This window comes from Pseudoalteromonas lipolytica (assembly GCF_003515105.1).
Classification (GTDB): domain Bacteria; phylum Pseudomonadota; class Gammaproteobacteria; order Enterobacterales; family Alteromonadaceae; genus Pseudoalteromonas; species Pseudoalteromonas lipolytica.
Genome location: NZ_CP032090.1, coordinates 1852266 through 1875466, shown reverse-complemented (window position 1 = coordinate 1875466; position 23201 = coordinate 1852266). Strand labels below are relative to the sequence as shown.

General features: G+C 40.5%; 24 protein-coding genes. 18 read left to right on the top strand and 6 right to left on the bottom strand.

What is annotated here, in order from left to right:
* The first annotated feature begins 106 nt into the window (after nt 1–106).
* On the top strand, nt 107–541 hold the full coding sequence (locus tag D0907_RS08575; RefSeq protein ID WP_036968312.1) for an ATP-binding protein: 435 nt from the start codon (nt 107–109) through the stop codon (nt 539–541).
* Nucleotides 542–569: 28 nt separating this feature from the next.
* Here the strand turns inward: D0907_RS08575 and bioA are convergent, their stop codons facing one another.
* The gene (bioA, locus tag D0907_RS08570) at nt 570–1862 is read right to left on the bottom strand and encodes an adenosylmethionine--8-amino-7-oxononanoate transaminase (RefSeq protein WP_036968315.1); all 1293 of its coding nucleotides are present in this window, start codon (nt 1860–1862) and stop codon (nt 570–572) included.
* 97 nt (nt 1863–1959) lie between these two features.
* Between bioA and bioB the strand changes: the two genes are divergently transcribed.
* The 5 genes from bioB (at nt 1960) to htpX (ending at nt 6648) form a co-directional block, all read left to right on the top strand.
* Nucleotides 1960–3000: a biotin synthase BioB gene (bioB, locus tag D0907_RS08565; protein ID WP_036968319.1), complete on the top strand. Its 1041-nt coding sequence runs from the start codon at nt 1960–1962 to the stop codon at nt 2998–3000.
* 7 nt (nt 3001–3007) lie between these two features.
* On the top strand, nt 3008–4141 hold the full coding sequence (locus D0907_RS08560; protein ID WP_036968322.1) for an aminotransferase class I/II-fold pyridoxal phosphate-dependent enzyme: 1134 nt from the start codon (nt 3008–3010) through the stop codon (nt 4139–4141).
* Nucleotides 4138–4932, top strand: coding sequence for a methyltransferase domain-containing protein (locus D0907_RS08555; protein ID WP_036968326.1), 795 nt, complete (start codon nt 4138–4140; stop codon nt 4930–4932). The genes D0907_RS08560 and D0907_RS08555 overlap by 4 nt, the downstream gene beginning before the upstream one ends.
* The gene (gene bioD, locus D0907_RS08550; protein ID WP_118844324.1) at nt 4929–5612 is read left to right on the top strand and encodes a dethiobiotin synthase; all 684 of its coding nucleotides are present in this window, start codon (nt 4929–4931) and stop codon (nt 5610–5612) included. Before D0907_RS08555 ends, bioD begins: the two co-directional genes overlap by 4 nt.
* Before the next feature lie 175 nt (nt 5613–5787).
* The gene (gene htpX / locus D0907_RS08545; protein ID WP_036968332.1) at nt 5788–6648 is read left to right on the top strand and encodes a protease HtpX; all 861 of its coding nucleotides are present in this window, start codon (nt 5788–5790) and stop codon (nt 6646–6648) included.
* 66 nt (nt 6649–6714) lie between these two features.
* Here the strand turns inward: htpX and D0907_RS08540 are convergent, their stop codons facing one another.
* Complete coding sequence (locus tag D0907_RS08540; protein ID WP_036968335.1) at nt 6715–6921, bottom strand: hypothetical protein; 207 nt, start codon at nt 6919–6921, stop codon at nt 6715–6717.
* Nucleotides 6922–7001: 80 nt separating this feature from the next.
* Here D0907_RS08540 and D0907_RS08535 point away from each other — a divergent pair, with 80 nt between their 5' ends.
* The 4 genes from D0907_RS08535 (at nt 7002) to D0907_RS08520 (ending at nt 8742) form a co-directional block, all read left to right on the top strand.
* On the top strand, nt 7002–7481 hold the full coding sequence (locus tag D0907_RS08535) for a GNAT family N-acetyltransferase (protein WP_051501763.1): 480 nt from the start codon (nt 7002–7004) through the stop codon (nt 7479–7481).
* An 84-nt stretch (nt 7482–7565) separates the two neighbouring features.
* Complete coding sequence (locus D0907_RS08530; protein ID WP_036968338.1) at nt 7566–7997, top strand: DUF3859 domain-containing protein; 432 nt, start codon at nt 7566–7568, stop codon at nt 7995–7997.
* A 17-nt stretch (nt 7998–8014) separates the two neighbouring features.
* On the top strand, nt 8015–8425 hold the full coding sequence (locus tag D0907_RS08525) for a GFA family protein (RefSeq protein WP_074989599.1): 411 nt from the start codon (nt 8015–8017) through the stop codon (nt 8423–8425).
* A gap of 5 nt (nt 8426–8430) precedes the next feature.
* Nucleotides 8431–8742: an antibiotic biosynthesis monooxygenase family protein gene (locus tag D0907_RS08520; RefSeq protein ID WP_065979943.1), complete on the top strand. Its 312-nt coding sequence runs from the start codon at nt 8431–8433 to the stop codon at nt 8740–8742.
* Between the two features lie 536 nt (nt 8743–9278).
* Here D0907_RS08520 and D0907_RS08515 read toward each other — a convergent pair.
* Complete coding sequence (locus tag D0907_RS08515) at nt 9279–10487, bottom strand: porin (RefSeq protein ID WP_036968343.1); 1209 nt, start codon at nt 10485–10487, stop codon at nt 9279–9281.
* A gap of 171 nt (nt 10488–10658) precedes the next feature.
* Nucleotides 10659–11180: a TetR/AcrR family transcriptional regulator gene (locus D0907_RS08510; RefSeq protein WP_036968346.1), complete on the bottom strand. Its 522-nt coding sequence runs from the start codon at nt 11178–11180 to the stop codon at nt 10659–10661.
* Nucleotides 11181–11385: 205 nt separating this feature from the next.
* On the opposite strand from D0907_RS08510, the gene D0907_RS08505 reads away from it, so the two are divergent.
* The 7 genes from D0907_RS08505 to D0907_RS08475 all read left to right on the top strand — a co-directional run bounded on the left by D0907_RS08505 (nt 11386) and on the right by D0907_RS08475 (nt 19855).
* Entirely contained in the window at nt 11386–12972 is a 1587-nt protein-coding gene (locus D0907_RS08505; protein ID WP_074988205.1) for an ABC-F family ATPase, read from the top strand.
* A 195-nt stretch (nt 12973–13167) separates the two neighbouring features.
* On the top strand, nt 13168–13650 hold the full coding sequence (gene purE / locus D0907_RS08500; RefSeq protein WP_065979940.1) for a 5-(carboxyamino)imidazole ribonucleotide mutase: 483 nt from the start codon (nt 13168–13170) through the stop codon (nt 13648–13650).
* Nucleotide 13651: 1 nt separating this feature from the next.
* Nucleotides 13652–14800 carry a 5-(carboxyamino)imidazole ribonucleotide synthase gene (locus tag D0907_RS08495; protein WP_036968354.1) on the top strand — a complete coding sequence of 383 codons (1149 nt, stop codon included), beginning with the start codon at nt 13652–13654 and terminating at the stop codon, nt 14798–14800.
* A 137-nt stretch (nt 14801–14937) separates the two neighbouring features.
* On the top strand, nt 14938–15168 hold the full coding sequence (locus D0907_RS08490; RefSeq protein WP_036968356.1) for a DUF2798 domain-containing protein: 231 nt from the start codon (nt 14938–14940) through the stop codon (nt 15166–15168).
* A complete protein-coding gene (locus D0907_RS08485) occupies nt 15165–16097 on the top strand; it encodes a YeiH family protein (RefSeq protein WP_036968358.1) in 933 nt (310 codons plus the stop codon). Before D0907_RS08490 ends, D0907_RS08485 begins: the two co-directional genes overlap by 4 nt.
* A complete protein-coding gene (locus D0907_RS08480; RefSeq protein ID WP_036968360.1) occupies nt 16094–17257 on the top strand; it encodes an endonuclease/exonuclease/phosphatase family protein in 1164 nt (387 codons plus the stop codon). The genes D0907_RS08485 and D0907_RS08480 overlap by 4 nt, the downstream gene beginning before the upstream one ends.
* A gap of 105 nt (nt 17258–17362) precedes the next feature.
* Nucleotides 17363–19855, top strand: a complete 2493-nt coding sequence (locus tag D0907_RS08475) for a prolyl oligopeptidase family serine peptidase (protein WP_118844322.1) — start codon at nt 17363–17365, stop codon at nt 19853–19855.
* 72 nt (nt 19856–19927) lie between these two features.
* On the opposite strand, the gene D0907_RS08470 is transcribed toward D0907_RS08475, so the two are convergent.
* Both D0907_RS08470 and rrtA read right to left on the bottom strand, forming a co-directional pair.
* Nucleotides 19928–20521 (bottom strand): hypothetical protein, encoded by a 594-nt coding sequence (locus D0907_RS08470; RefSeq protein WP_118844321.1) that lies wholly within the window; start codon nt 20519–20521, stop codon nt 19928–19930.
* Nucleotides 20522–20599: 78 nt separating this feature from the next.
* Nucleotides 20600–21214, bottom strand: coding sequence for a rhombosortase (gene rrtA / locus D0907_RS08465; protein ID WP_374027194.1), 615 nt, complete (start codon nt 21212–21214; stop codon nt 20600–20602).
* A 54-nt stretch (nt 21215–21268) separates the two neighbouring features.
* On the opposite strand from rrtA, the gene ggt reads away from it, so the two are divergent.
* A complete protein-coding gene (gene ggt / locus D0907_RS08460; RefSeq protein WP_118844320.1) occupies nt 21269–23026 on the top strand; it encodes a gamma-glutamyltransferase in 1758 nt (585 codons plus the stop codon).
* Nucleotides 23027–23201: the final 175 nt, after the last annotated feature.

Sequence of the window (23201 nt, the reverse complement as noted above, 5' to 3'; positions counted from 1 at the left end):
TTATTTAAATTCTCGCTGCGCTAATTGGTTATTTTGTGGCATTATTATCAATCCTAAACAAGAAATCGTTTCTTATTGTTTTTAACTTATTTGTATTACAGGTGCTATGAAACAAGTTTTTATTCTTCGCGGCTTACCCGGCTCAGGTAAATCATATTATGCGCAAAGCCTTGCCGATGAATTGGTGGCTGGTAATGAAAGTGATTATGTTGTGTGCGCAACCGATGATTATTTTTATAACAGCGAAGGTGTCTATCAATTCGATAAATTTAAGCTCCCTGAATATCATAATTTAAACTTAGCGCGATTTATTAATGCCTTAGCTGAAGAAATCCCCTTGGTGATTGTAGATAACACCAATATAAAAAAATGGGAATTTATTGCCTATGCACAAGCTGCTACGGCGTTAGGTTATCAGGTTAAAGAAGTGATTGTAGGTGAAATCAAAGACAAGTCACTTCAGCATTTATATGCTAAACGCTGTGAGCACAAAGTGCCGCTAAGAATGATAAGCAAAATGGCTTACATGTTTGAATGGTAAAAGGAAGCATACGCTTCCTTTTTTGTGTCTAGAACATATTTTGGCTAATGGCGTCATCAATTGCGCCACACAATTTTTCTAAGCAAGTTTCGCTGCTAATGTACGGTGGCATTAAGTAAATAAGTTTTCCAAATGGGCGGATCCAAACCCCTTTTTCTACAAAAAACTGTTGTATTTTAGCCACATCAACACGGCGGTTTAGCTCTACCACACCAATTGCACCAAGTGTTCGTACATCCACCACATTGGCATGTTGCTTACATTTGCTTAGCTGCTCAGTAAGCACCTCATTAATATGCACAATTTGCTCTTGCCAAGGCTGCTCTAGTAATAAATCAATACTTGCACAGGCAGTTTCACAGGCCAGAGGATTCCCCATAAATGTGGGGCCATGCATAAGTACACCGGCTTCGCCTTCACTTATGCCAACGGCCACCTTTGATGTCGTTAATGTGGCTGATAACGTCATCATCCCTCCGGTGAGTGCTTTACCAATACACATGATATCGGGCTCAATGTCGGCATGTTCAACGGCAAAAAGTTTGCCAGTACGGCCAAACCCAGTGGCAATTTCATCACATATAAGCAGTACATTGTACTTATCGCAAAGTGCTCTTATATGGCGAAGATACTCAGGGTGGTAAAAGTTCATCCCCCCTGCGTTTTGTACTATAGGTTCAATAATAAAAGCGGCGACGTCTTGATGATGCTCTTTAAAGTAAACCTCGAGTGTTTCTGCTTCATGTATATCAAAGGTTTCATTAAAGCGGGAGACGGGGGCGGGTACAAACACATGCTCAGGGAGAAACCCAGAGTACATACTGTGCATAGAGTTAACCGGATCGCATACGCTCATTGCCGCGAAGGTATCACCATGATACCCCTTAAGCGGGGTCATTAATTTTTGTTTGGTTTTAATACCTTGGCTTAACCAATACTGCAATGCCATTTTGATAGCCACTTCGACACTTACAGAGCCGCTGTCTGCTAAAAACACTTTATTTAATGTTGATGGTGTGATCTCAACGAGCTTTTTGGCAAGTTCAACCGCAGGTTTATGGGTTAAACCACCAAACATAACATGGCTCATTTTACCTAACTGTTTGGTAATGGCTTCGTTTAGTACAGGATGACAATAACCGTGAATCGCACTCCACCACGATGCCATACCGTCAATAAGTGCTTCGCCTGTTTCTAAAAAAATGCGGTTCGCTTTTGCATGGCTTACAGGGTAAACGGGAAGCGGGGTGGTCATGGACGTATAAGGGTGCCAAATATGTTCACGATCAAAATCTAAATCAATTGTTTGTTTATTGTGCATATGTAAACTTTGCTCTGCTTGGTTTCGTTGACAATGTTACGTCAAGACGTAGACTAAGCCAATCAGACCGTCCTAATAAATTTAAAAAGAGAAGATTATGGAGCACGCAATTGTCCGTCACGATTGGACCCACCAACAAGTAAAAGCATTATTTGATATGCCATTTAACGATTTACTGTTTAAAGCGGCCAGTGTTCACCGCGAAAATTTCAATCCTAATGAAGTTCAAATTTCAACGCTACTTTCTATTAAAACGGGTGCATGCCCAGAAGACTGTAAATACTGCCCACAATCAGGACATTATAAAACAGATCTTGAGCGTGAGCGCCTTATGGAAGTAGAAAAAGTTGTTGAGCAAGCGCGTGCTGCAAAAGAAAAAGGAGCTACGCGTTTTTGTATGGGTGCTGCGTGGTCAGATCCTAAAGATCGTGACATGCCTTACATCGAAAAAATGGTGCAAGAAGTTAAAGAATTAGGCCTTGAAACATGTATGACTTTAGGCATGCTCGATAATCAAAAAGCGCACGCCTTAAAAGAAGCAGGACTTGATTATTACAATCATAACCTAGACACCTCACCAGAATATTACCAACAGATTATTACCACCCGTACTTATCAAGACCGTTTAAATACAATAGACAACGTACGCGATGCAGGCATGAAAGTATGTTCTGGCGGTATTGTTGGCATGGGTGAACAAGCCGCAGACCGTTATGGTTTATTGATGCAACTTGCAAACTTAGATCAGCAACCAGAGAGTGTGCCTATCAATATGCTGGTAAAAGTAAAAGGCACGCCACTGGAAGATGTCGATGACCTTGATCATTTTGAATTTATTCGCACCATCGCTGTGGCACGAATTATGATGCCAAAAAGTTATGTACGTTTATCGGCAGGGCGTACTGCGATGAACGAGCAAATGCAATCGATGTGTTTCTTTGCAGGCGCTAATTCTATTTTCTATGGTGATAAGCTACTCACAACAGAAAACCCAGAAGCGGATGCCGATATGATGCTGATTAAAAAGCTGGGTATGAACCCTGAAAAACGTGAAGATTATTCAGATGAAGCTGTCGCGGCGTCACTTTCTTCAAAAGTGGCCGACAAAGCAACATCAGAACTATTTTACGAAGCTTAAACACGTTATGCCTTTTGAATTTATTGCACAGCATCTTCAAGCGCGTAAAGAAGATGCTTTACTTAGGCAGCGCCAACTGGTCGAAGAGTCAAACGGACGCTTTATTCGTATTGCAGGAAAACAGTACTTAAATTTTGCCAGCAATGATTATTTAGGCTTCGCTGATGAACTCGTTACAGTGAGTGAGCTGCCACTAGGCAGTCACAGTTCAGCATTAGTAAATGGCTATAATAAACCGCAACAGGCTCTTGAGCAGCGCCTATGTGAGTTACTCGGTTATGAAAGTGCCATGCTTTTCAACAGTGGCTTTAGTGCAAATAGCAGTGTGTTAAAAGCCTTGTTTAACGATAAAGCTGTGGCGCAATCTGCCGCAATTTTTCAAGATAAACTCAATCATGCTAGTTTGATTGATGGCGGTCTCCATTCTCAAGCGGCGATGGTGCGGTTTAATCATAATGATTTAAAGCACTTAGAGTCACGCATACAAAAATCGAAAGCTAAACATAAACTCATTGTGAGTGAAGGCGTGTTTTCGATGGATGGTGATAAAGCACCTGTTGCACAGCTGTGCGAACTTGCGCATAACTATAATGCCTGGCTAATGATTGATGACGCCCACGGGTTTGGTGTGTTAGGTAAGCACGGGCTTGGTAGCTGTGAAGTGCACAAACCCGATTTATTGATCATTACATTTGGTAAAGCCCTCGCTAGCAGTGGTGCATGCTTGCTGGCGAGTAAATCGGTTATTGATTACATGCTGCAATTTAACCGTGATTATATCTATTCAACAGCCATGTCGCCTGTGATGGCAAGTAGTACGCGTGTACAACTAGAAAAAATACTGGCCGCTGATAATAAACGTATGCAGCTTTTTAAAAATATTGCGTATTTTAAAACATTAGCAAAAGCGAAAAACTTAGCGCTTATGGATTCAGATACAGCAATACAACCATTGGTACTCGGTGATGCCGCACAAACGGTTGATGTGGCGAATAAGCTAAAACAGTGTGGAATTTGGTTAACAGCCATTCGTCCACCAACCGTACCTTTTAATACATCGCGGTTAAGAGTCACACTTAGCAGTGCCCATCAGCTCGATGATATAAACACGTTGGTAGATACGTTAGTGGAGTGCTTATGAGCCAATTAGCACACAGTACTGCTCACGTCGCAAAAGATCACAAGCTGTCCACAGCGAGTCAGTTTTCGAAAGCGGCAGCGCATTACAACAGCCATGCTAACGTTCAAAAGCAAGCAGCAGCGCATTTAATCAAACTGCTTGCGAATAAAAATCAACAGGGCGTTTGCCTCGATTTAGGTGCAGGACCGCTGGTTAATACAGCCCTATTGCAACAATATTTTGCAACGGTAGTGGCGATGGACTTAAGCCACGCCATGTTAAACACCGATAAAAGTCGTGAATATTTAAAGCTGTGTGCCGATATGGATAATTTGCCACTGCAAAAAAACAGTGTTGATTGCGTATTCAGTAATTTTGCCGTGCAATGGTCGGCAGATTTACCCTTGCTTTTTAAACAGCTGTTTGCCGTGCTTAAAGACAATGGTCGGGTGTATTTAAGTTGTGTTATTGCAGGCTCATTACACGAAATTAAACAGGCTTTTTCCTGTTTAGATGACCAGTCTCGTATTAATCAATTTCACTCATCCGACAATGTCACACAGTATGCGAAGGCTGCTGGATTTAAGGTGAATTTTGCAGTAGATACCTGTTATACCGACGCTTATAAAAGCCCACTTGAGGCAATACGTTCAATTAAGGCCATTGGCGCTACGTCATTACACAGTAATAAAAAGCGTCAGGGTCTTTTAACAAAGCAAGCATTGAATAACGTGTGCAAGGCATATCCTCTGGTTGATGGGCATGCTAGAGTGAGTTATCACGTCGTACTTTTAGAATTAGAAAAACAATGAAAGAATTTTTTATCACTGGCACGGACACCGATGCCGGTAAAACCCATGTCACCAGTTTATTATTAAAGCTGCTAGCACAACATAAACGACGAGCGGTTGGTTACAAACCCATTGCAGCAGGGGCTGAGATGGCTTTTGGTGAATTGGTAAATGAAGATGCGCTAACCTTAATTGAAAGCTCGTCTGTTGGTGCTAAGTACACAATTGTGAATCCGTTTACTTATGAGCCACCAATTGCTCCGCACATTGCCGCAGCGAAAGTTGGCGATAGACTCACCTTTGAGAAACTAGATAGCGCGTATGAGAATGTGAAAGCACTCAATACTGATTATATTCTGACAGAAGGGGCCGGTGGTTGGTGCTTACCCATTAACGAAACTGACTTGTTATCTGATTGGGTTAAACAGCAAAACCTCAATGTTATTTTGGTTGTAGGCATGAAACTGGGTTGTTTAAATCATGCTTTATTGACTGCCGCTCATTTTAAAGCGTCGGGCGTAAACTGTGTAGGATGGATAGCAAATCATGTTGACCCCACCATGCAAGAACAAGAGGCTAATTTACAGACCCTTAAAAATACTTTACCGTTTCCGCTATTAGGTATTACCCCCTACACAGAAAAAACTCCTAAATTAAATATTTATAAAACCTTACTTGAAATTTTATCCATTCACCCATAATAATTGAGTTGTTACTTTTGACATACTCTGTCACAATTGGTTGCAATTAGTTCCTTGTAACCAATTGCTTTAAAACTAAACTAAAGGTAGTAACAAGCTCAGTTAATTTTATTAACTAACGGTTTTTAATCATGCCGTTAGTTAATACAATTGGTATGTTTATTCTGAGGTTTTTATGAAGCGTGTATTCTTGTTTCTACTGACTAACTTAGCGGTCATGCTAGTGTTAGGCATTGTGTTGTCTATTGTGATGAGTGTACTGGGTATTAGTCATCGCAGTTTAGGCGGCATTCTAGTCATTTCGACCGTATTTGGTTTTGGCGGCTCATTTATTTCGTTATTTATGTCGAAATGGATGGCTAAAAAGTCAACGGGCGCTCATGTTATTGAACAGCCTCGTTCAGAAACTGAACAATGGCTTGTTTCAACTGTGGCTGCACAGGCTAAAAAAGCAGGCATTGCAATGCCTGAAGTGGCCATTTACGACAGCCCTGAAATGAACGCATTTGCAACTGGGCCTAGTAAAAACAACTCGTTAGTTGCTGTGAGTACAGGTTTATTACACAACATGAATCAAGACCAAGCGGAAGCTGTTTTGGCGCATGAAGTATCGCATATTGCTAATGGTGACATGGTCACGCTTACGCTTATTCAAGGCGTGGTGAATACCTTTGTTATCTTTATGGCAAAAGTATTGGCAGGTATTGTTGATAACTTTATCAATAGCGATGAAGAAGAAGGTGGCAGTAGCTGGACTTACTTCTTGTTTGATATGATTTTCCAAATGTTATTTGGTGTATTAGCGAGTGTAATTGTGGCCTACTATAGCCGTAAACGTGAGTTTTCGGCGGATGCAGGCGCTGCAAAACTTGTTGGCGCAGATAAAATGCGCAGCGCACTTGAGCGTTTAAAGCAAAACCACCCATCGCAACTAGAAGGTTCAATGATGGCATTTGGTATTGCAAGCGGTAAAGGTGTCGCTGAGTTATTCTCATCTCACCCGCCACTTGATGAGCGTATTAACGCCTTACGTTAAATAAACTTATAACGTGAGTTGCTAATTAACACATTAAAAAGCCAGCTTGTTGCTGGCTTTTTGTTTTTATTCACTTTGACTTTTTTCTCTTTCGAGTTGCTGTGGTAGTAATACTTCAACGATTTCTCTGGCTGGCAGTGTGTATCTCACACCGTCAAACATGACCGATGTGTGCTCATCAATACTCGTGATGCCTGTTAAGGTCCAGCCTTCGCCTCGTTCTTTGCAATAAACAGTGGTGGTTGGTTGAATTACTTTAAATTCTTCACTCATCGTACTAAACCTAATTGCTTGTAATTGCGCTTATAGTAAGACAATAATGCCTGCTCATAAAGTAAAAAGAAGAAATAGACGTGTCTTGTGATGACAACTATGCCTACGATTTAAGGCCCATACGCCATAAAGATTGCCAAGCAATATGGGAGATTTTAAAAGATCCTCAAGTGCAGTCATTTAATGACTATAAAAGTGATTTAACAAAAGGTGACGTATACGATTTTATTCAAGGTGATATCGAAGGTTTTTATAACCAGCAAGGTATACGTTTAGTGATTGTTTTACGAAGCAATGGCTTAGTAATTGGCAGTATTGGGCTATTTAACATAATAGATGGGCAGGGTGTGTTAGGCTTTGAACTCGCATCTCACTACTTTGGTAAGGGGATAATGCAAAAAGTGCTGTTAGAGTTTTTTCAAAAACTAAATGTGTTTATAACAACCCCTGTCGATAAAGTGCATGCAATTGTTCAACCCGAGAATACAGCTTGCATAAAGCTGCTTGCAAAATGTGGTTTTGAACTTAACAATGAGCTGTGGACAAAACACATCACTTAAAGATGTTATTATAGTACAAGCTTGTTATGGCAAAATGGCTACTATAAAATGAGCGCCTGTTTAATGAGAGGACCTTAAGTCGGTATGGCCAAAGCTAAACCTGTTTCGACTATTGAAAGTTATGGCATCTACAGTCATTGGGATGCAAAAGAAAAAGACCTACCACAAATCACTGAATTTACCACGGATGTGCCAGCCGAGTTAGATATCGAATTTGGCTTTATTGTTAATATTAAAAAAGCAAAAGGCCAAAAAATTAAGTTCTGTGTGTATCATCCAAATATTCCCGATGATGACGGTGAAATAATGCCGCCATTTGAAGGTGAAGAGTATGTAAAAACAAACGACTGGCAGTTTTACTTAGGCGATACTATCTGGGCGCCTGTTGATAATAAAGTGGGTATTTGGCGCATGACTATTGAGCTAAATGGCCATATAATTGCAGATAAATCGTTTAACTTACTGAAACCAAGCGAAGGCTCAGCCAACGATTTTTGGAAGCATCGCGGCTATTAAAAACCACAAGAGGGAATATGTACCAAGGAAGCTGTTTGTGTCGCAAAGTAACGGTAACAATTGCTGGTGGCATAGATTCAATTATTCATTGCCATTGCTCACTATGCCGTAAAAATTCGGGTACCGCTTATGCGACGAATGGGTTTATTCGCCGTGATGGGTTTGCAATTACACAAGGTAAGCAGTATCTGAGTGCGTTTGAATTTAAAGCCGGTAGAATACGTTATTTTTGTCGCTGTTGTGGCTCGCCTATTTACAGTGAAAATAAAGAGGATATGAGTCGTTTGCGTATACGCTTAGGTCTATTGGACAGCGATATTACAGAGCGTCCGATTAGCCATAACTTTGTCAGTTCGAAAGCCAATTGGGATACCTTCGACAGTGATATTCCATGTTATGATGGTTTTGAACCAAGCAGACGTAAGTAACCATTATGATAGCCACGACGCCCAAACCCCCGTATTACGCAGTTATATTTACGAACACCTTATCTGAGAACACCGCAGGCTATGAAGAAATGGCTAACCGTATGGTTGAGCTTGCCGAGCAACAACCTGGTTTTTTAGGCATGGAATCAGTGCGTGATGGTGTAGGGATTACCGTTTCTTACTGGCAAAGCCTAGATGCTATTAAGTCGTGGAAACAACATGTTGAGCACCTCAACGCTCAACAACTTGGTCGCGATAAATGGTATAACGCATTTACAACACGTATCGCAAAAGTAGAACGTGAATACTCGCTGTAGAATAGCAGTAACAATAAGAACACATCATACTCTATCTTTATTAATTACACTCTCAGCAATTGAGTGGGGAAGTATAATAATTAATCGCAAGAACGATGGTTCAAGCCCTAAGTAACATCTAATTTAGTCGAATTAACTTTGCAGAGCTGAGTTAATTTTGTTTATCTTTTGCATTTTTGTCGCTTCTTTATTACCAATAACATGTCTTAATTTCGTGCATAAACCCCAGTTGCATTTTGCACTCAGTTACCAGCAAGCCGCATACGTAATATCAGAACAGTGACTTAATTTCTCCCCATGACATCGAAAATACGCTAGGTATGTAAAAGCTCGCAAAATAGAGGAGTAGGGAAAAATAAGAGTTTTCACAATGGTGTTATCGATAACATCTTTTATGTGTATGTATTTATATTCAATTAGCTTTTAATGATTTGAATGTAATTATCGTTATTGCAGTGTCGTACAGGGTACGTTGGCATAGAGTTATTTATCTAAAAAATAAAGCCCACGATTGTGGGCTCTAAATTAAAACTTAATTACAATGTGTAATTGAAGCCGATGGCAATACCATCATCTTCGGTTTGCGACATTTGAGCTTCTTGCTCTGCATCATTGCTTGAAAAGTCACTAAAGTCTTTACGCGCTTCGATATACAAAATCGTGTCTTTGCCCATGAAATAGTGTGCGCCTAAAACTGCAAACTGACGTTTGAACACATCCTCAGGATCTGCATTAAAGTTTGGCTGGATCACGTAATCGTCACCGGCATCAAACACGTTATAGGCAACAAAAGTACGTAAATTATTGTCGAATCGATAACTTAAAATTGATTCTAACCCGACAGCGTCTTTTATTAAGCGGCCAATGTTATCGGTGTCGTGGTTTTCGTTTTTGTTTATGTTGGCCGATGCATACCAGCCCGGTTTATAAAAGTCACCATAGGTAATGCCCGCACCATAAATTAGATCAGTGACCGATTGATTCCGCCCACCCGCGTATAAAACATCAAATTGTCCACGGTTTACACCCGCTGTTAATTTTAAATTATCAGTAGCAAAATAGGTGAGGGCAGCACCATAGGTTGAATTAAACTCTACTTTTTGCGCAGCGTTATTGCCTTGGTTCCAAAGCACTTCACATGAACTTCGTGATATATCGGCAATATCACATGTATAAAAATCATCAGATTTTAACTGGGCTTGCAGTGCAACATGAAACTTACCCCATTTATTACGGTATTGCAGTACTTTATCACCTCGACCGGTGCCGTTTACTGCACCATCGTCTTTATTATACGTATACACGCCAGCTGCGTTACCATCCCACACTAAACTAAAATTAGTGTTATAAACAACGTCATACCAAGCACCCCATTGTTTACCCAGCGTAATTTGACCATAGTCATCGTGCTTAATACCGACATAACCTAATCGATTATATAAAAACTCATCCTGAATTGATTCAAAGCGATTATTATAAATAATGTCACTACTGCCTACCGGGTTTACGCCCCATTCTAGTAATGCAAATGCATGCCATCCATTTTGTAATTGGCGCTTAAAATCAAAATTAATGCGTGACGCACCATTAACAACTTCTGTCTGACCTTGCGTGTTTATAATACGCGCATCGATAAAGCCGCCTACTGTGACACTGTTCGTTTCATCTTTGTATATTTCGATTGCATCTACAGTGTAACTTGTGAATAAACCAGCAATCAGTGTGGCAGCGAGTGTTCTTTTCATAGAGTACCTTGTTTTATTATTGTCCCTAAGAGGTATAAATTAACTAAAAGATGAAGACTATCAAAGCTAAAATAAGGTAAAAAGTGAAAAAATATCATGAAAGGTACAGCCTTTGTGGAATATTTATTCATTTTCAGTTCACTTCATTGAATAATCAACGTGTTAGTCAGACTAAAAAATAGACACTTTTTGACTAAGTGTTCTTAGCATTAATTTAGTATTGGGTGTGTCTGCACCTAATCCATACAATAAAGTCATAAAATAACAATCAAGCAAGATTGCAGCTTTTACTTTGTTAAATTGTGGTTGGTCAGCAAAAACTAATGAATGCATTAGATCCATATGCTGCTGTTGAAATGTTTGCGAAAACAATCGTTGGCTAAAAAGCACTTTATAAAAACAATGGTGCAAACAATAAAATTGATAAAAATATTGTGCATAGTGATTAAGCTTAAGTCGGGGCGGGCGATGTATATCGGTCTCTTTTGCACGCTCTAACACATCTTTAAAACGCATGTCTAAACACGCCTCTAAAATTGCCACCTTATCAGAAAAATGATTAAACAAAGTGCCTACAGCAATACCGCTTGCTGTAGATATTTGCCTGGTTGACGTGTCGTTAAAGCCACTTTCAGTAAAGAGACTCCACGCTTCGTTCAGTATCCGTGAGTGCGTTTGATCGTGCTTTTTCATGTTTAGCCCATTGATTTATATTGCTAAATTTTTAAATGAGCGCGCTCATAAATAAAAGTGAGCATGCTCATTAAAGGTAGACTGCCCATTTGAAATTGTAAAATCACTGCGCGTATTTAAAGAAACTTTCATGGCGTGCAAAGCGGCTTTAGTTTAAAATTGCACGCAGTTTTATTTTTACTTTTACCCGCTGGAGGGTACCGCTATCATTAGTACAGCTAATATCACCATGCAATTTGGTGCTAAACCTTTATTCGAAAATATCTCAGCTAAATTTGGCGATGGCAACCGCTATGGTCTAATCGGTGCAAATGGCTGTGGTAAATCAACGTTCATGAAAATCCTCAGTGGTGAGCTTGAGCCATCAGCAGGAAATGTCAGCACAGATCCAAACGAACGTATCGCAAAACTAAACCAAGACCAGTTTGCTTACGAAGAGTTTTCTGTTATCGACACGGTTATCATGGGTCATAAAGAGCTGTGGGAAGTAAAAAAGGAGCGTGATCGTATTTATAGCTTACCCGAAATGAGCGAAGAAGACGGTATGAAAGTAGCCGATCTTGAGACCGAATTTGCTGAAATGGACGGTTACTCTGCTGAAGCTAAAGCAGGTGAGTTACTTATTGGCGTAGGTATTGGCACTGAACAGCATTACGGTCCAATGTCTGAAATTGCCCCTGGCTTTAAACTGCGTGTGTTACTTGCTCAAGTACTGTTCTCTGACCCAGATATCATGTTACTGGATGAGCCCACCAATAACTTGGATATTTACACCATCAAATGGTTAGAAGACGTGTTAAACCAGCGCGACTGCACCATGATTATCATTTCGCATGACCGTCATTTCTTAAACTCAGTGTGTACACACATGGCTGATATCGATTACGGTGAATTACGTATTTATCCAGGTAATTACGATGAATATATGTTTGCTGCAACACAGGCTCGCGAACGTTTACTAAGCGAAAACGCCAAGAAGAAAAGCCAAATTGCTGAACTTCAACAATTTGTATCGCGTTTCTCTGCAAATGCTTCTAAAGCAAAGCAAGCTACATCACGCGCTAAACAAATTGATAAAATTCAGCTTGAAGAAGTAAAAGCGTCATCACGTCAGAGCCCGTTTATTCGCTTTGAACAAGAAAAGCAATTATTCCGTAATGCACTTGAGTTAACTAACCTTGCACAAGGCTTTGACGAGATGCTTTTCAGCGGCCTTGAGGGCTTAGTGGAAGTGGGCGAGCGCATTGCGATTATCGGTGAAAACGGTGTTGGTAAAACAACACTTTTAAATACTCTTGCTGGGCGTTTAGCACCAAAGCAAGGTGAGTATAAATGGTCTGATAACGCGAACATTGGTTATTATGCACAAGACCATGCAGATGAGTTCGAAAAAGACATGAACTTGTTTGAATGGATGGAACAATGGCAACAAGCAGGAGATGATGAGCAAGTTGTTCGTAGTTTCCTTGGTCGTATGCTGTTTTCACAAAACGACATCAAAAAATCGGTAAAAGTCATTTCAGGTGGTGAGCAAGGCCGTATGTTGTTTGGTAAGATTATGATGCATAAACCAAACATTTTGTTAATGGATGAGCCAACCAACCACATGGATATGGAATCTATCGAAGCGCTAAACTTAGCCCTTGAAGCGTACGAAGGTACATTATTGTTCGTTTCACACGATAGACAGTTTGTATCATCACTTGCAAATCGTATTTGGGAGATTAAAGACGGTAAAATTATCGACTTTAAGGGAACATATACTGAGTACCTAGCAAGTAAAGAAGCGTAATCGTTAAGTTACTGCTTAAAAGCCATGCAAGTCATGGCTTTTTTGTGCTTCTAGAGTCGCATCTTTATGTGACTTAGGTATATAATACACGCCACAAAATAAGGACAAAAGTCCGCTTTTATACCAATTTGCATGATTAAATTATCAGTTGGTATTAATCGCTTTTTTATAAAATAAATTGATTGAGGTGTAAATATGACTGTTGGCATTATTATGGGTTCCAAATCAGATTGGCCAACGATGGAACATGCGGCGTTAATGCTTGAAAAATTCGGCATTGAATACGAAACCAAAGTTGTTTCTGCACACCGTACTCCTCAATTACTTGCCGATTATGCAAGCTCAGCTGCTGAGCGTGGTATAAAAATTATTATAGCGGGTGCCGGTGGTGCTGCGCACTTACCTGGTATGGCTGCGGCGTTTACCTCGCTACCTGTATTAGGTGTGCCTGTTAAATCTAAAACGCTAAACGGTGTTGATTCATTATTATCTATCTGCCAAATGCCTAAAGGTGTTGCTGTCGGTACGCTTGCTATTGGTGAAGCTGGTGCGGCAAACGCGGGTCTACTCGCTGCACAAATTTTAGGTTGCCAACAGCCTGAAATCTTCGCAAAAGTAGAAGCATTCCGCAAAGAACAAACAGAGACTATTTTAGCTAACCCAAATCCTGCAGAGTAATATGAATATTTTGATTTTAGGTGCAGGTCAGCTAGCTCGTATGATGAGTTTAGCAGGCGCACCGCTTGATTTAAACGTGGTTGCTTACGATGTAGGCAGTGAAAAAATTATTCACCCTTTAACAGGTGAAGTTCACAGCAGCACATTACAACAAGCAATCGATAATGCAGATGCTATTACCGCAGAGTTTGAGCACATTCCCGATGATGTCTTAACACTGTGTTGTCAAAGCAATAAGTTTTACCCGGGCAAAGCAGCCATAAAAACTGGCGGCGACCGTGCATTAGAAAAAGCGTTACTCGATAAAACACACGTAGAGTGTGCGCCTTATCAATTAATCACCGAAAAAGCACATTTAATTGCCGCAGTTGAACGTTTAGGTAAACCGCTGGTAATTAAAACTTGCCAAGCTGGTTACGACGGAAAAGGCCAGTGGCGTTTAAAATCAGATGACGAAATTGAACAAATCTGGTCTGAAATGGCAGACTTCATTGCTTCAGGTACTGACTCTGCGCCACATTCAATCATTGCTGAAAAGATGATCCCATTTGACCGTGAAGTATCAATCATTGGTGCACGCGACAAAGCAGGGAACACGGTTATTTACCCATTAACCGAAAATCAGCATACCAACGGTGTATTAACGCTATCTGTTGCTGGCAAAGAAAAAGCGGCCATTCAAGAGCAAGCTGAGCGCGCGTTTAATAAATTAGCGCAAGAGCTTGATTATGTAGGTGTGTTAGCGATTGAATTCTTTGATGTGCAAGGTACATTGCTCGTTAATGAAATTGCGCCACGTGTGCATAACTCGGGTCACTGGACGCAGCAGGGCACTCACTGTTCGCAATTTGAAAACCATATGCGCGCAGTGGCGGGTTTACCTCTGGGTAGCACGGAGTTACTTCGCCCAACAGCGATGATTAACGTGTTAGGCCAACCATCTATCCCTCAATCAGTGCTGGCTACACACGACGTTACGAGTCACTGGTATGGCAAAACAGCAAAGCCGGGTCGCAAAATGGGGCACATTAATGTCTCTGCCGATAATCTTCATCAACTGGGTGAGCGTTTAGCGGCCCTTGCCGAAATTCTACCAGAAGAAGATTACCCAGGTGTCGCAAACACCAGTACACAGTTGATTTTAAACTAATCAGTTTAAATTGCTAAAAGCCGAGGTCTTCTCGGCTTTTTAATGCCATTACATGTATTTACGTCTCTTGTCTCAAAGAGCTTGCGTCTATAAATTCTTCCGATAGACTCCTATTTTTATACTAATATTAGCGTGCTATGTTCCATCCACGATTACAAACAGTCGTATTTGCGTTTTTTATGGCGTTATTTATGTCTGGTTTTATGTCATTGGTGATCAGCATTTTTAACGTTGGTTTTGTCGATAATATTGTGATTCTTTGGTTAAAAGCATGGGCTTTTGCTTTTTGTGTTGCATTTCCTACTGTGATTTTAATCGCGCCTTTGGTGCATAAATTAACAAACAGACTGATAAGAGCCCCGTTGTGATTGCTGAACGTCCCAAACAACTTCTTTTTATTGCGTTATTCTTAATCTCGGCTATTCCTTTTGTAGGTTCTGCTACATCGCTCATTGTAGGGGCTTTATTTGCTATTATTTTGGGTAACCCCTTTGCAGCTCTCTCTCAAAAATTGAGTAAGATAATGCTCAAAATTGCTGTCATAGGTTTAGGGTTTGCTGTTGATTTTAATCAAGTTATTGAAGTAGGGCGCAGCTCTATCGTACTCACCATTGTTAGCATTACAGCCATAATTGGACTTGGTGAAATTTTATCTCAGTTATTTAAACTGAATAAAAATACTGGGGTATTGATATCGTTTGGTACGGCAATTTGTGGTGGGAGTGCGATAGCAGCTATGGCCCCCGTAATAAAAGCAAAAGATCATGAAGTCGCCATTTCACTCGCGGTTGTTTTTTTATTAAACGCGCTAGGTCTGGTGCTATTTCCAATGATTGGTCACTATCTTGGTCTAACAGAACAGCAATTTGGTGTATGGGCCGCACTTGCAATACACGATACCAGTAGCGTTGTTGGTGCATCAGCTGCTTATGGCGCATCAGCATTAGCGATTGCAACCACCATAAAGTTAACCCGAGCAATGTGGATTATTCCTTATACAAGTATTGCGGGAGTTTTTTGGAAATCCGATGAAAAAGCAAGTATCCCTTTGTTTATAATTGGATTTTTAGCAGCAGCACTGATAAATTCAAGCTTACCAGAGTATCAACCTCTTTGGCATGCATTGAATATTGGCGCGAAACAAATATTAGTTATGACGCTATTTTTAATTGGCAGTGGCTTATCTGTTACAGTGCTTAAGCAAGCTGGTATTAAACCTTTTATCATGGCAATGATCTTATGGATCATCGTCAGTAGTATTATTTTACTTTTAATAGTAGATGGATTTATTTCATGAAAAACGCCTTATTAACGTCTTCGATTGCACTTGCAACTGGTTTATTTGCAACTAACCTTGTTGCTGCCGACTTACGCGTTGCGACTTTTAACGTCAGTATGGACGCAACAAACTATGCAAGCAAAGGCGAAGCAATCGATAAAGACGCGCTCAGTAAAGCGCTTGCAAGTAACCACCAGCAAATTCGTAATATCGCAGAAATTATTCAACGCGTCAGACCTGATGTTATTTTACTCAATGAATTTGATTACATCGATGCAGATAAAGGCATTAATGTTTTTCGTAAAAATTATCTACAAGTCTCACAAAATAAGCAGGTTGCTATAGATTACCCGTATGCTTTCATTGCGCCTGTTAATACAGGTTTACCCACTAATTTTGACCTAGATAAAGATGGTGTAAAGGGGCATTACAAAGGTGATGCGCACGGTTTTGGCTTCTTTGAGGGGCATTATGCGATGGCAGTACTTTCGCGTTATCCTATTGATTTAGAAAAAGCCCGTACACTGCAAACATTCAAATACAAAGATATGCCAAACGCACAAATGCCTATCGACCCCAAAACAGGTAAAGACTGGTATTCAAAAGAAGCGTGGCAAGCTATTCATTTAAGCTCAAAATCGTTTTGGGATTTACCCATAAATGTAAAAGGGAAGACATTCCATTTATTAGCTTCGCATCCTACGCCACCTGTATTTGATGGTGATGAAGACCGTAACGGCAAGCGCAACCATGATGAAGTTAGACTGATTGCTGATTACATTAACAACGAAAACTACCTCTATGATGATAAAGGCCAACAAGGTGGCTTAAAACCGAATAGTCGGTTTGTAATTGTTGGTGATTTAAATGCTGCACCAGAAGGGGATAAAGCACGCCCAACGACAACGGATCAAATATTAAAAAATCCACATGTTAATGCGTCGTTTACACCATCGAGTAAAGGTGCAAAAGAGTCTTATAAAGACAGTTACGCTAAAAATTACACCGCGTATTGGCAAGCACGTGCTGATTATGTACTGCCATCAAATTACGGTATTGAAATTAAAAATGGTGGGGTATTTTGGCCAACCAAAGACAGCGAATTGTACCGTTTAATTAAAGATCGTAATGCGTCTTCTGATCATCGCATGGTGTGGCTCGATATTTCGTTAAAATAAGCTGTTATTAAACGGAAAAGTTTGGCTGTTTATCCTATTAAAATTGCTATTTCATCAGTGCTTCTGCTTAAATAAGGCGAATTATAATTACCTGTAAGAAGCACTATGAAATTCAAAACCACTGCTAACAAAACGTTAGTGGCTCTCGCAGTCGCATCTAGCTTCATGCTAGCTGGTTGTCAAACAACCGCCTCAACTGCAACAGAAGTAAGTCCTACTCAAGTTGCTCCAATGGTTGCTACACCCGTAGACACTGGTTCATCTGAAATTACATTAGAGCAAGCTATGGCTCACCCTGATTGGCTTGGTCGTCAGCCTGAGCGCGCTTTTTGGAATGGTGACTCTAAAAGCATCGTTTATGCGCAAAAGCAACAAGGTAACGAATTACGTGACTTATATGTTCAAGCGGTTAATAGCCAGTCTGCATCTCAAGTTGCGTTAAATAAACTACACACTGTTGGTGCAAAAAATGCTGTTTATTCAACAGATAAAAAGCAACAGGCCTATGCATTTGAAGGCAATATTTTTGTTAAAAACTTGAGCTCAGGTCAAATAACGCAGATCACACACGACAGTGCACAGCAATCAAAACCGCAGTTTTTAACCGACGGCAACCTTGCTTACCGCCAAGGTAATGCATTTTATAAAGTTGATTTAGCGACAGGTCGTCAAGTAGAGCTTGTAAATCTGCATTTAGACGATGCACCTAAAGGTGTTCAAGAGCCTGACACGTATATTGCAAAAGAACAGCATAAATTAATTGATTACATTGCACTTACGCACAAAAATAAAAAAGATCGTGAAGCGCGTGAAGAACAAATCAAAGAGCAAAACGACAGCATTGCAAATTCACAGTTTTACTTAGGTAAAGGTAAGCGTTTAGCCGATGTGCAGCTTTCACCAAATGGCCAAGCATTAGTTGCAGTAACCACCGAAAGCCGTCCATGGCGCGATGAAGGCGATATTATGCCTAATTACATCGCTGATGATGCGCGAGTTAAAGCAGAAAAAGTACGTCGCCGTGTTGCAGATGAAAAACCAATCAGCTCAGATGTTATTTACATTGACCTTAAATCGGGTGAGCAAACAACACTGGCGTACGACACATTACCAGGCTTTGATGAAGATGTGCTTGCCGCGGTTAAAAAAGAAAACTACGCCCGTGATGGCAAAACTTACAAGTCTGAAAAAGCACCACGTGCAATTAATCTAATGATGGACTGGGGTTGGGATCAAAGTGCAATCCAATGGAACACCGATGGCTCAAAGGTTGCACTTATGCTTGAAGCATGGGACAACAAAGACCGTTGGTTAGCAACTGTTGATACAAAGAACAACACACTTGTTTCTCAACACCGCTTACACGATGATGCGTGGGTTAACTATGCATACAATGACTTTGGTTGGTTAAATAACTCAGATACGCTTTACTACTTATCAGAAGAGTCTGGTTACAGCCATATCTATAAAAAGCCGCTAAATGGTAATGCAACACAACTTACTAAAGGTCAGTTTGTTGTTTCAAACCTAACATTAACCGCGGATAACTCAGCGATTTACTACAAAGCAAATGTTGAGCACCCAGGTCTATACGAAATTTACCGTGTAAATCCTGCTAACGGTGAGTCTGAGCAAGTGACTAACCTAGACGGTATGACTGATTACCAGTTAAGTCCAGATGAAAGCAAATTACTGCTAACTCACTCAAAAATTATGTCGCCACCAGAGCTATATGTTGCTGATGCAAAAGCAAATACACAGGTAACTCAGTTAACGCATACGGTGTCTGACGAGTTTTTAGCTAAGAAGTTAATTGCCCCTAAAATTGTCGCTGTGCCTTCAAGCCACACTGATCAACCTATTTACGCAAAAGTGTATTACCCCGCTGACTATAAAGAAGGCGAAACAGGTAAAAATCGTAAAGCAGTTATCTTCAACCACGGTGCAGGTTACTTACAAAACTCGCACATGGGTTGGTCTGGTTACTTCCGCGAGTTTATGTTCCATTCACTATTAGCATCTGAAGGCTATGTAGTCATGGATATGGATTATCGTGCGTCGAAAGGGTATGGCCGTGATTGGCGTACTGCAATTTATCGTCAAATGGGCACACCAGAGATTCAAGATTTAGCCGATGGCGTAAGCTGGATGGCTGAAAACGCGAATGTTGATACACAAGCTGTTGGCACGTATGGCGGTTCTTACGGTGGCTTCATGACGTTTATGGCGCTATTTACCCAACCTGATTTATTTAAAGCGGGTGCTGCACTTCGTCCAGTGACCGATTGGGCTCATTACAACGGACCTTATACGTCTAACATCTTAAATCATCCAGATGTTGACCCGATCGCCTACGAAAAAAGTTCACCAATTTACTTTGCTGAAGGCCTGAAAAGTCATTTATTAATTAATGCGCCTATGGTTGATGATAACGTATTCTTCCAAGATTCAGTGCGTTTAGTTCAACGTTTAATTGAGCTTGAAAAAGAAAACTTTGAAACAGCCATCTTTCCAGTTGAACCACATGGTTTTGTACAGCCATCAAGCTGGTTAGATGAATACCGTCGTATTTATAAGCTATTTAAAGAAACGCTTTAATACTATTAAGTAATTTAAAAACAGCCACTTTAAGTGGCTGTTTTTATTTACATTATGATTATTTCAATGGGTCTATTTGCAGTGAAATGTGCTTACATTGAGCACTTTTGTATACTGTTCTGATTCGCCTTTAAAAATTAAATCATCGCTCACTAAGCTCATCTTAAAGTTCTTTATCCACGATAGCTTGGCTATAAACTCTAATTCATAGCGATTAAAGGATGCAGGGCACTTTAAATACACATAATGATGCGCTTTGCCAAAAGCACCGGGGTCCGCTGTATAGACATAGAAAGTACGGTCATTAAGTGTGTGTTCTTGATAAATGTAGTCTTTATGTGAGCCGAAGGTCGCATCCAGAAACATAACTAAGCCTGCCCCAGTAATCATCAAGCAAGCATACAAAAAACTCAATATAAGTGTGATGTTTGCGATTATTCTATTTTTAAAAAGCGCACTTACTTCCTGGTATTTCATGAGTAATAAGGTGAAGCCCAAAATAGCTGAGGCAAATACAATAATATTTTTTACCTGAGAGACATCCCTCATATACCTTGGCGATATAAACTGTAAATTAATAAATGAGCTTAAAAAGCTAAGCAGTAAAGGGCCGTAAAGGCAAAGTGCGATGAGACCAAGATAAAAATAGCCATTATTCTTTATCATTTAAAATTCCTTTTTCGTATTAACAATTTTTCGTGTTAAAAAAGAACACAGCTAAAAAAAGCGAGCAAAGTTATGAAGTTACTCGCGATGTTTAATAACTTTAATCAGTACAGGCAAAGCCAGCACAGTGCCGCCAACCGCACCGATAAAGTGAGCATCAATGGCAACATTTGACGCAATCAATTGGCTTACTGATTCACTAGGGCCTGCAACTTGCTCCCACACTACTTTTGCCCAGGTGCCTATAAATAACAACCAGCCACTTAGCATACCTGCTTGCACATCTTTGACAGCGCCCCAAATAATAACACCGTGCAAGAGTGCACTCAGTCCAGTGTATATTTTTATATCAGGGCAAAATAACCATACGCCTAAACCACACCATAAAGCCAAAACAGCGGTATTAAAAGCATACCGAGCAGGGGAGGTATGTTCTGCATGCAATGCCCATATTAATAAAATTCCGGCGCAATTTAAGGCTAAATGCGGCCAGTTTGCATGTACAAATTGACTCGTGAAAATACGCCAAAATTCACCATCTGCAACTAAATTACGGTTAAATTCTAAATAATCATTTAAGTTAAACGCAGCAAAAAGGGTACTAATCAGCATTAAACACAGTGGCGGCAGTACATATTGTGGTTTCAGAGGAAGGTTGATCATGTTATTTTTGTTGTATCTTAAATTTTGCATATTGTGCACGTTTAATTTTAAGATGCCAATTAAACACCGGGATTAAGTTTATTTATGTTATTCAAAACAAAAGCACTTATTGTGCTCTCTTCGTCATTAATTTATACAACGTCAATTTTTGCAGCCCCAACTAAGGTTGAAACGCGTGAGCCTGAAGCCGCAACAGGCTTTGCGCATAAGCAGGTCGTTGAAGGCACTAAATACATGGTTGCTGCTGCAAATCCGTATGCAGTAAAAGCCGGTCAAAAAATGTTAGAACTGGGCGGCTCAGCGGTAGACGCTGCCATTGCAACTCAACTGATACTTACACTGGTTGAGCCGCAATCATCGGGCATAGGTGGTGGGTCGTTTTTGATGTATTTCGACAACAAAAACAAAAGCCTAACCACTTTCGATGGTCGTGAAACAGCGCCAAGCCATGCTGATGAAACTCTTTTTTTAGACAAACATGGTAAAGCAGTAAAATGGATTGAAGCAGTTGTGGGTGGTCGCTCAGTAGGTGTACCAGGGATTTTACATGCCTTTGCAAGCGCGCATAAACGTTATGGTAAATTGCCATGGCATACGCTGTTTCAACCGGCAATTGAGCTGGCAGAGCAGGGGTTTGTTGTATCCCCTCGTTTGCATAAGTTGCTGGCAAAAGAGCTAAACCCTGGCGTTACAACGTTACCCGTCATTCGTGATTACTTTTTCCCTGATGGTAAGCCACTGGCTGTCGGGTCTGTAAAAAAGAACCCTGAATTAGCGGCTCTTTATAAAGACATAGCAACACAGGGCATTGATGCCTTTTATAAAGGTGATAATGCCAAACAATTAGTGCATGCAGTACAAAACTCAGTGGTTGCACCAGGCACGTTAACAGAAGCAGACCTTGCTAACTACCAGAGTAAAGAGCGTGCCCCTGTGTGTGTTGATTACCGTCAATACGAAGTATGCTCAATGGCCCCTCCGAGTAGTGGGGGTGTTGCGGTATTACAAATTTTAGCGTTGCTAGAACACAAAGACATGGCCAAGCTTGCACCTAACTCAGTACAAGCATTGCATTACTTTACCCAGGCATCACGTTTAGCGTTTGCAGACCGTAATGTATACATGGGCGATCCTGATTTTATGGCTATTCCAACGGACGGTTTATTAGATAAAAATTACCTAGCAAGCCGTGCTAAGTTGATTACCGAAAAAGATGCCCACGCAGAAGCTGGAACGCCTCCTAACTCATTGGCCTACGCGCAGGATGACGCTTATGAATTACCGTCAACGTCGCATGTATCAATTGTAGACAGCGAAGGCAATGCCGTGTCAATGACCAGTTCAATTGAAATGGCTTTTGGTTCAACAGTTATGGTGAACGGGTATATTTTAAACAACCAGCTTACTGACTTTGCTTTATCGCCAACGAAAGATGGTAAACCAATCGCTAACCGTGTTGAGGCAGGTAAACGTCCGCGTAGTTCTATGTCGCCAGTAATGGTATTTAACAAAGACGGTAGCTTACGATTAGTCGTGGGTTCACCGGGTGGAAGCCGAATTATTGATTATGTAGCGCAGGTTGTTGTGGCTGTTCTTGATTGGGATTTAGATGCACAAGAAGCAATTAATTTGCCACGTATCACAAATCGTAATAATTACACCAGTCTTGAAAAAGACACCGAACTTGCCAACCACGAAGCCGATTTTGTTAACCGAGGCCACCAAGTTCGCATCTTAGATTTAAACTCTGGTTTACATGCTGTTGAACTAAAAGACGGTAAACTTTATGGTGCTGCAGATCCACGCCGTGAAGGCATCGCTTTAAGTGATAAAAGCCACTAAAAATAGGCTCAGCAGCCTTAAAGCTGCTGAGTTTTCATGTATACTTAGCCTTATGCTTTTTAGAGCATAAAATTCATTTTCTTCAATGGTCTGACAAGGTGGATTGTCATTGCAATTTAACCTTCAACAGTAATAATGTCAGATCATAATTATGACGCCATCAAAGCTTGGAAAT

Coding starts and splice junctions, on each gene's coding strand:
- rrtA (WP_374027194.1), bottom strand. CDS start 21,214: ATGCAAAATTTAAGATACAACAAAAATAACATGATCAACCTTCCTCTG.
- D0907_RS08510 (WP_036968346.1), bottom strand. CDS start 11,180: ATGAAAAAGCACGATCAAACGCACTCACGGATACTGAACGAAGCGTGG.
- ggt (WP_118844320.1), top strand. CDS start 21,269: ATGTTATTCAAAACAAAAGCACTTATTGTGCTCTCTTCGTCATTAATT.
- D0907_RS08475 (WP_118844322.1), top strand. CDS start 17,363: ATGAAATTCAAAACCACTGCTAACAAAACGTTAGTGGCTCTCGCAGTC.
- D0907_RS08555 (WP_036968326.1), top strand. CDS start 4,138: ATGAGCCAATTAGCACACAGTACTGCTCACGTCGCAAAAGATCACAAG.
- D0907_RS08525 (WP_074989599.1), top strand. CDS start 8,015: ATGTACCAAGGAAGCTGTTTGTGTCGCAAAGTAACGGTAACAATTGCT.
- bioD (WP_118844324.1), top strand. CDS start 4,929: ATGAAAGAATTTTTTATCACTGGCACGGACACCGATGCCGGTAAAACC.
- D0907_RS08560 (WP_036968322.1), top strand. CDS start 3,008: ATGCCTTTTGAATTTATTGCACAGCATCTTCAAGCGCGTAAAGAAGAT.
- D0907_RS08470 (WP_118844321.1), bottom strand. CDS start 20,521: ATGATAAAGAATAATGGCTATTTTTATCTTGGTCTCATCGCACTTTGC.
- D0907_RS08490 (WP_036968356.1), top strand. CDS start 14,938: ATGTTCCATCCACGATTACAAACAGTCGTATTTGCGTTTTTTATGGCG.
- purE (WP_065979940.1), top strand. CDS start 13,168: ATGACTGTTGGCATTATTATGGGTTCCAAATCAGATTGGCCAACGATG.
- D0907_RS08575 (WP_036968312.1), top strand. CDS start 107: ATGAAACAAGTTTTTATTCTTCGCGGCTTACCCGGCTCAGGTAAATCA.
- htpX (WP_036968332.1), top strand. CDS start 5,788: ATGAAGCGTGTATTCTTGTTTCTACTGACTAACTTAGCGGTCATGCTA.
- bioA (WP_036968315.1), bottom strand. CDS start 1,862: ATGCACAATAAACAAACAATTGATTTAGATTTTGATCGTGAACATATT.
- D0907_RS08540 (WP_036968335.1), bottom strand. CDS start 6,921: ATGAGTGAAGAATTTAAAGTAATTCAACCAACCACCACTGTTTATTGC.
- D0907_RS08495 (WP_036968354.1), top strand. CDS start 13,652: ATGAATATTTTGATTTTAGGTGCAGGTCAGCTAGCTCGTATGATGAGT.
- D0907_RS08520 (WP_065979943.1), top strand. CDS start 8,431: ATGATAGCCACGACGCCCAAACCCCCGTATTACGCAGTTATATTTACG.
- bioB (WP_036968319.1), top strand. CDS start 1,960: ATGGAGCACGCAATTGTCCGTCACGATTGGACCCACCAACAAGTAAAA.
- D0907_RS08515 (WP_036968343.1), bottom strand. CDS start 10,487: ATGAAAAGAACACTCGCTGCCACACTGATTGCTGGTTTATTCACAAGT.
- D0907_RS08480 (WP_036968360.1), top strand. CDS start 16,094: ATGAAAAACGCCTTATTAACGTCTTCGATTGCACTTGCAACTGGTTTA.
- D0907_RS08530 (WP_036968338.1), top strand. CDS start 7,566: ATGGCCAAAGCTAAACCTGTTTCGACTATTGAAAGTTATGGCATCTAC.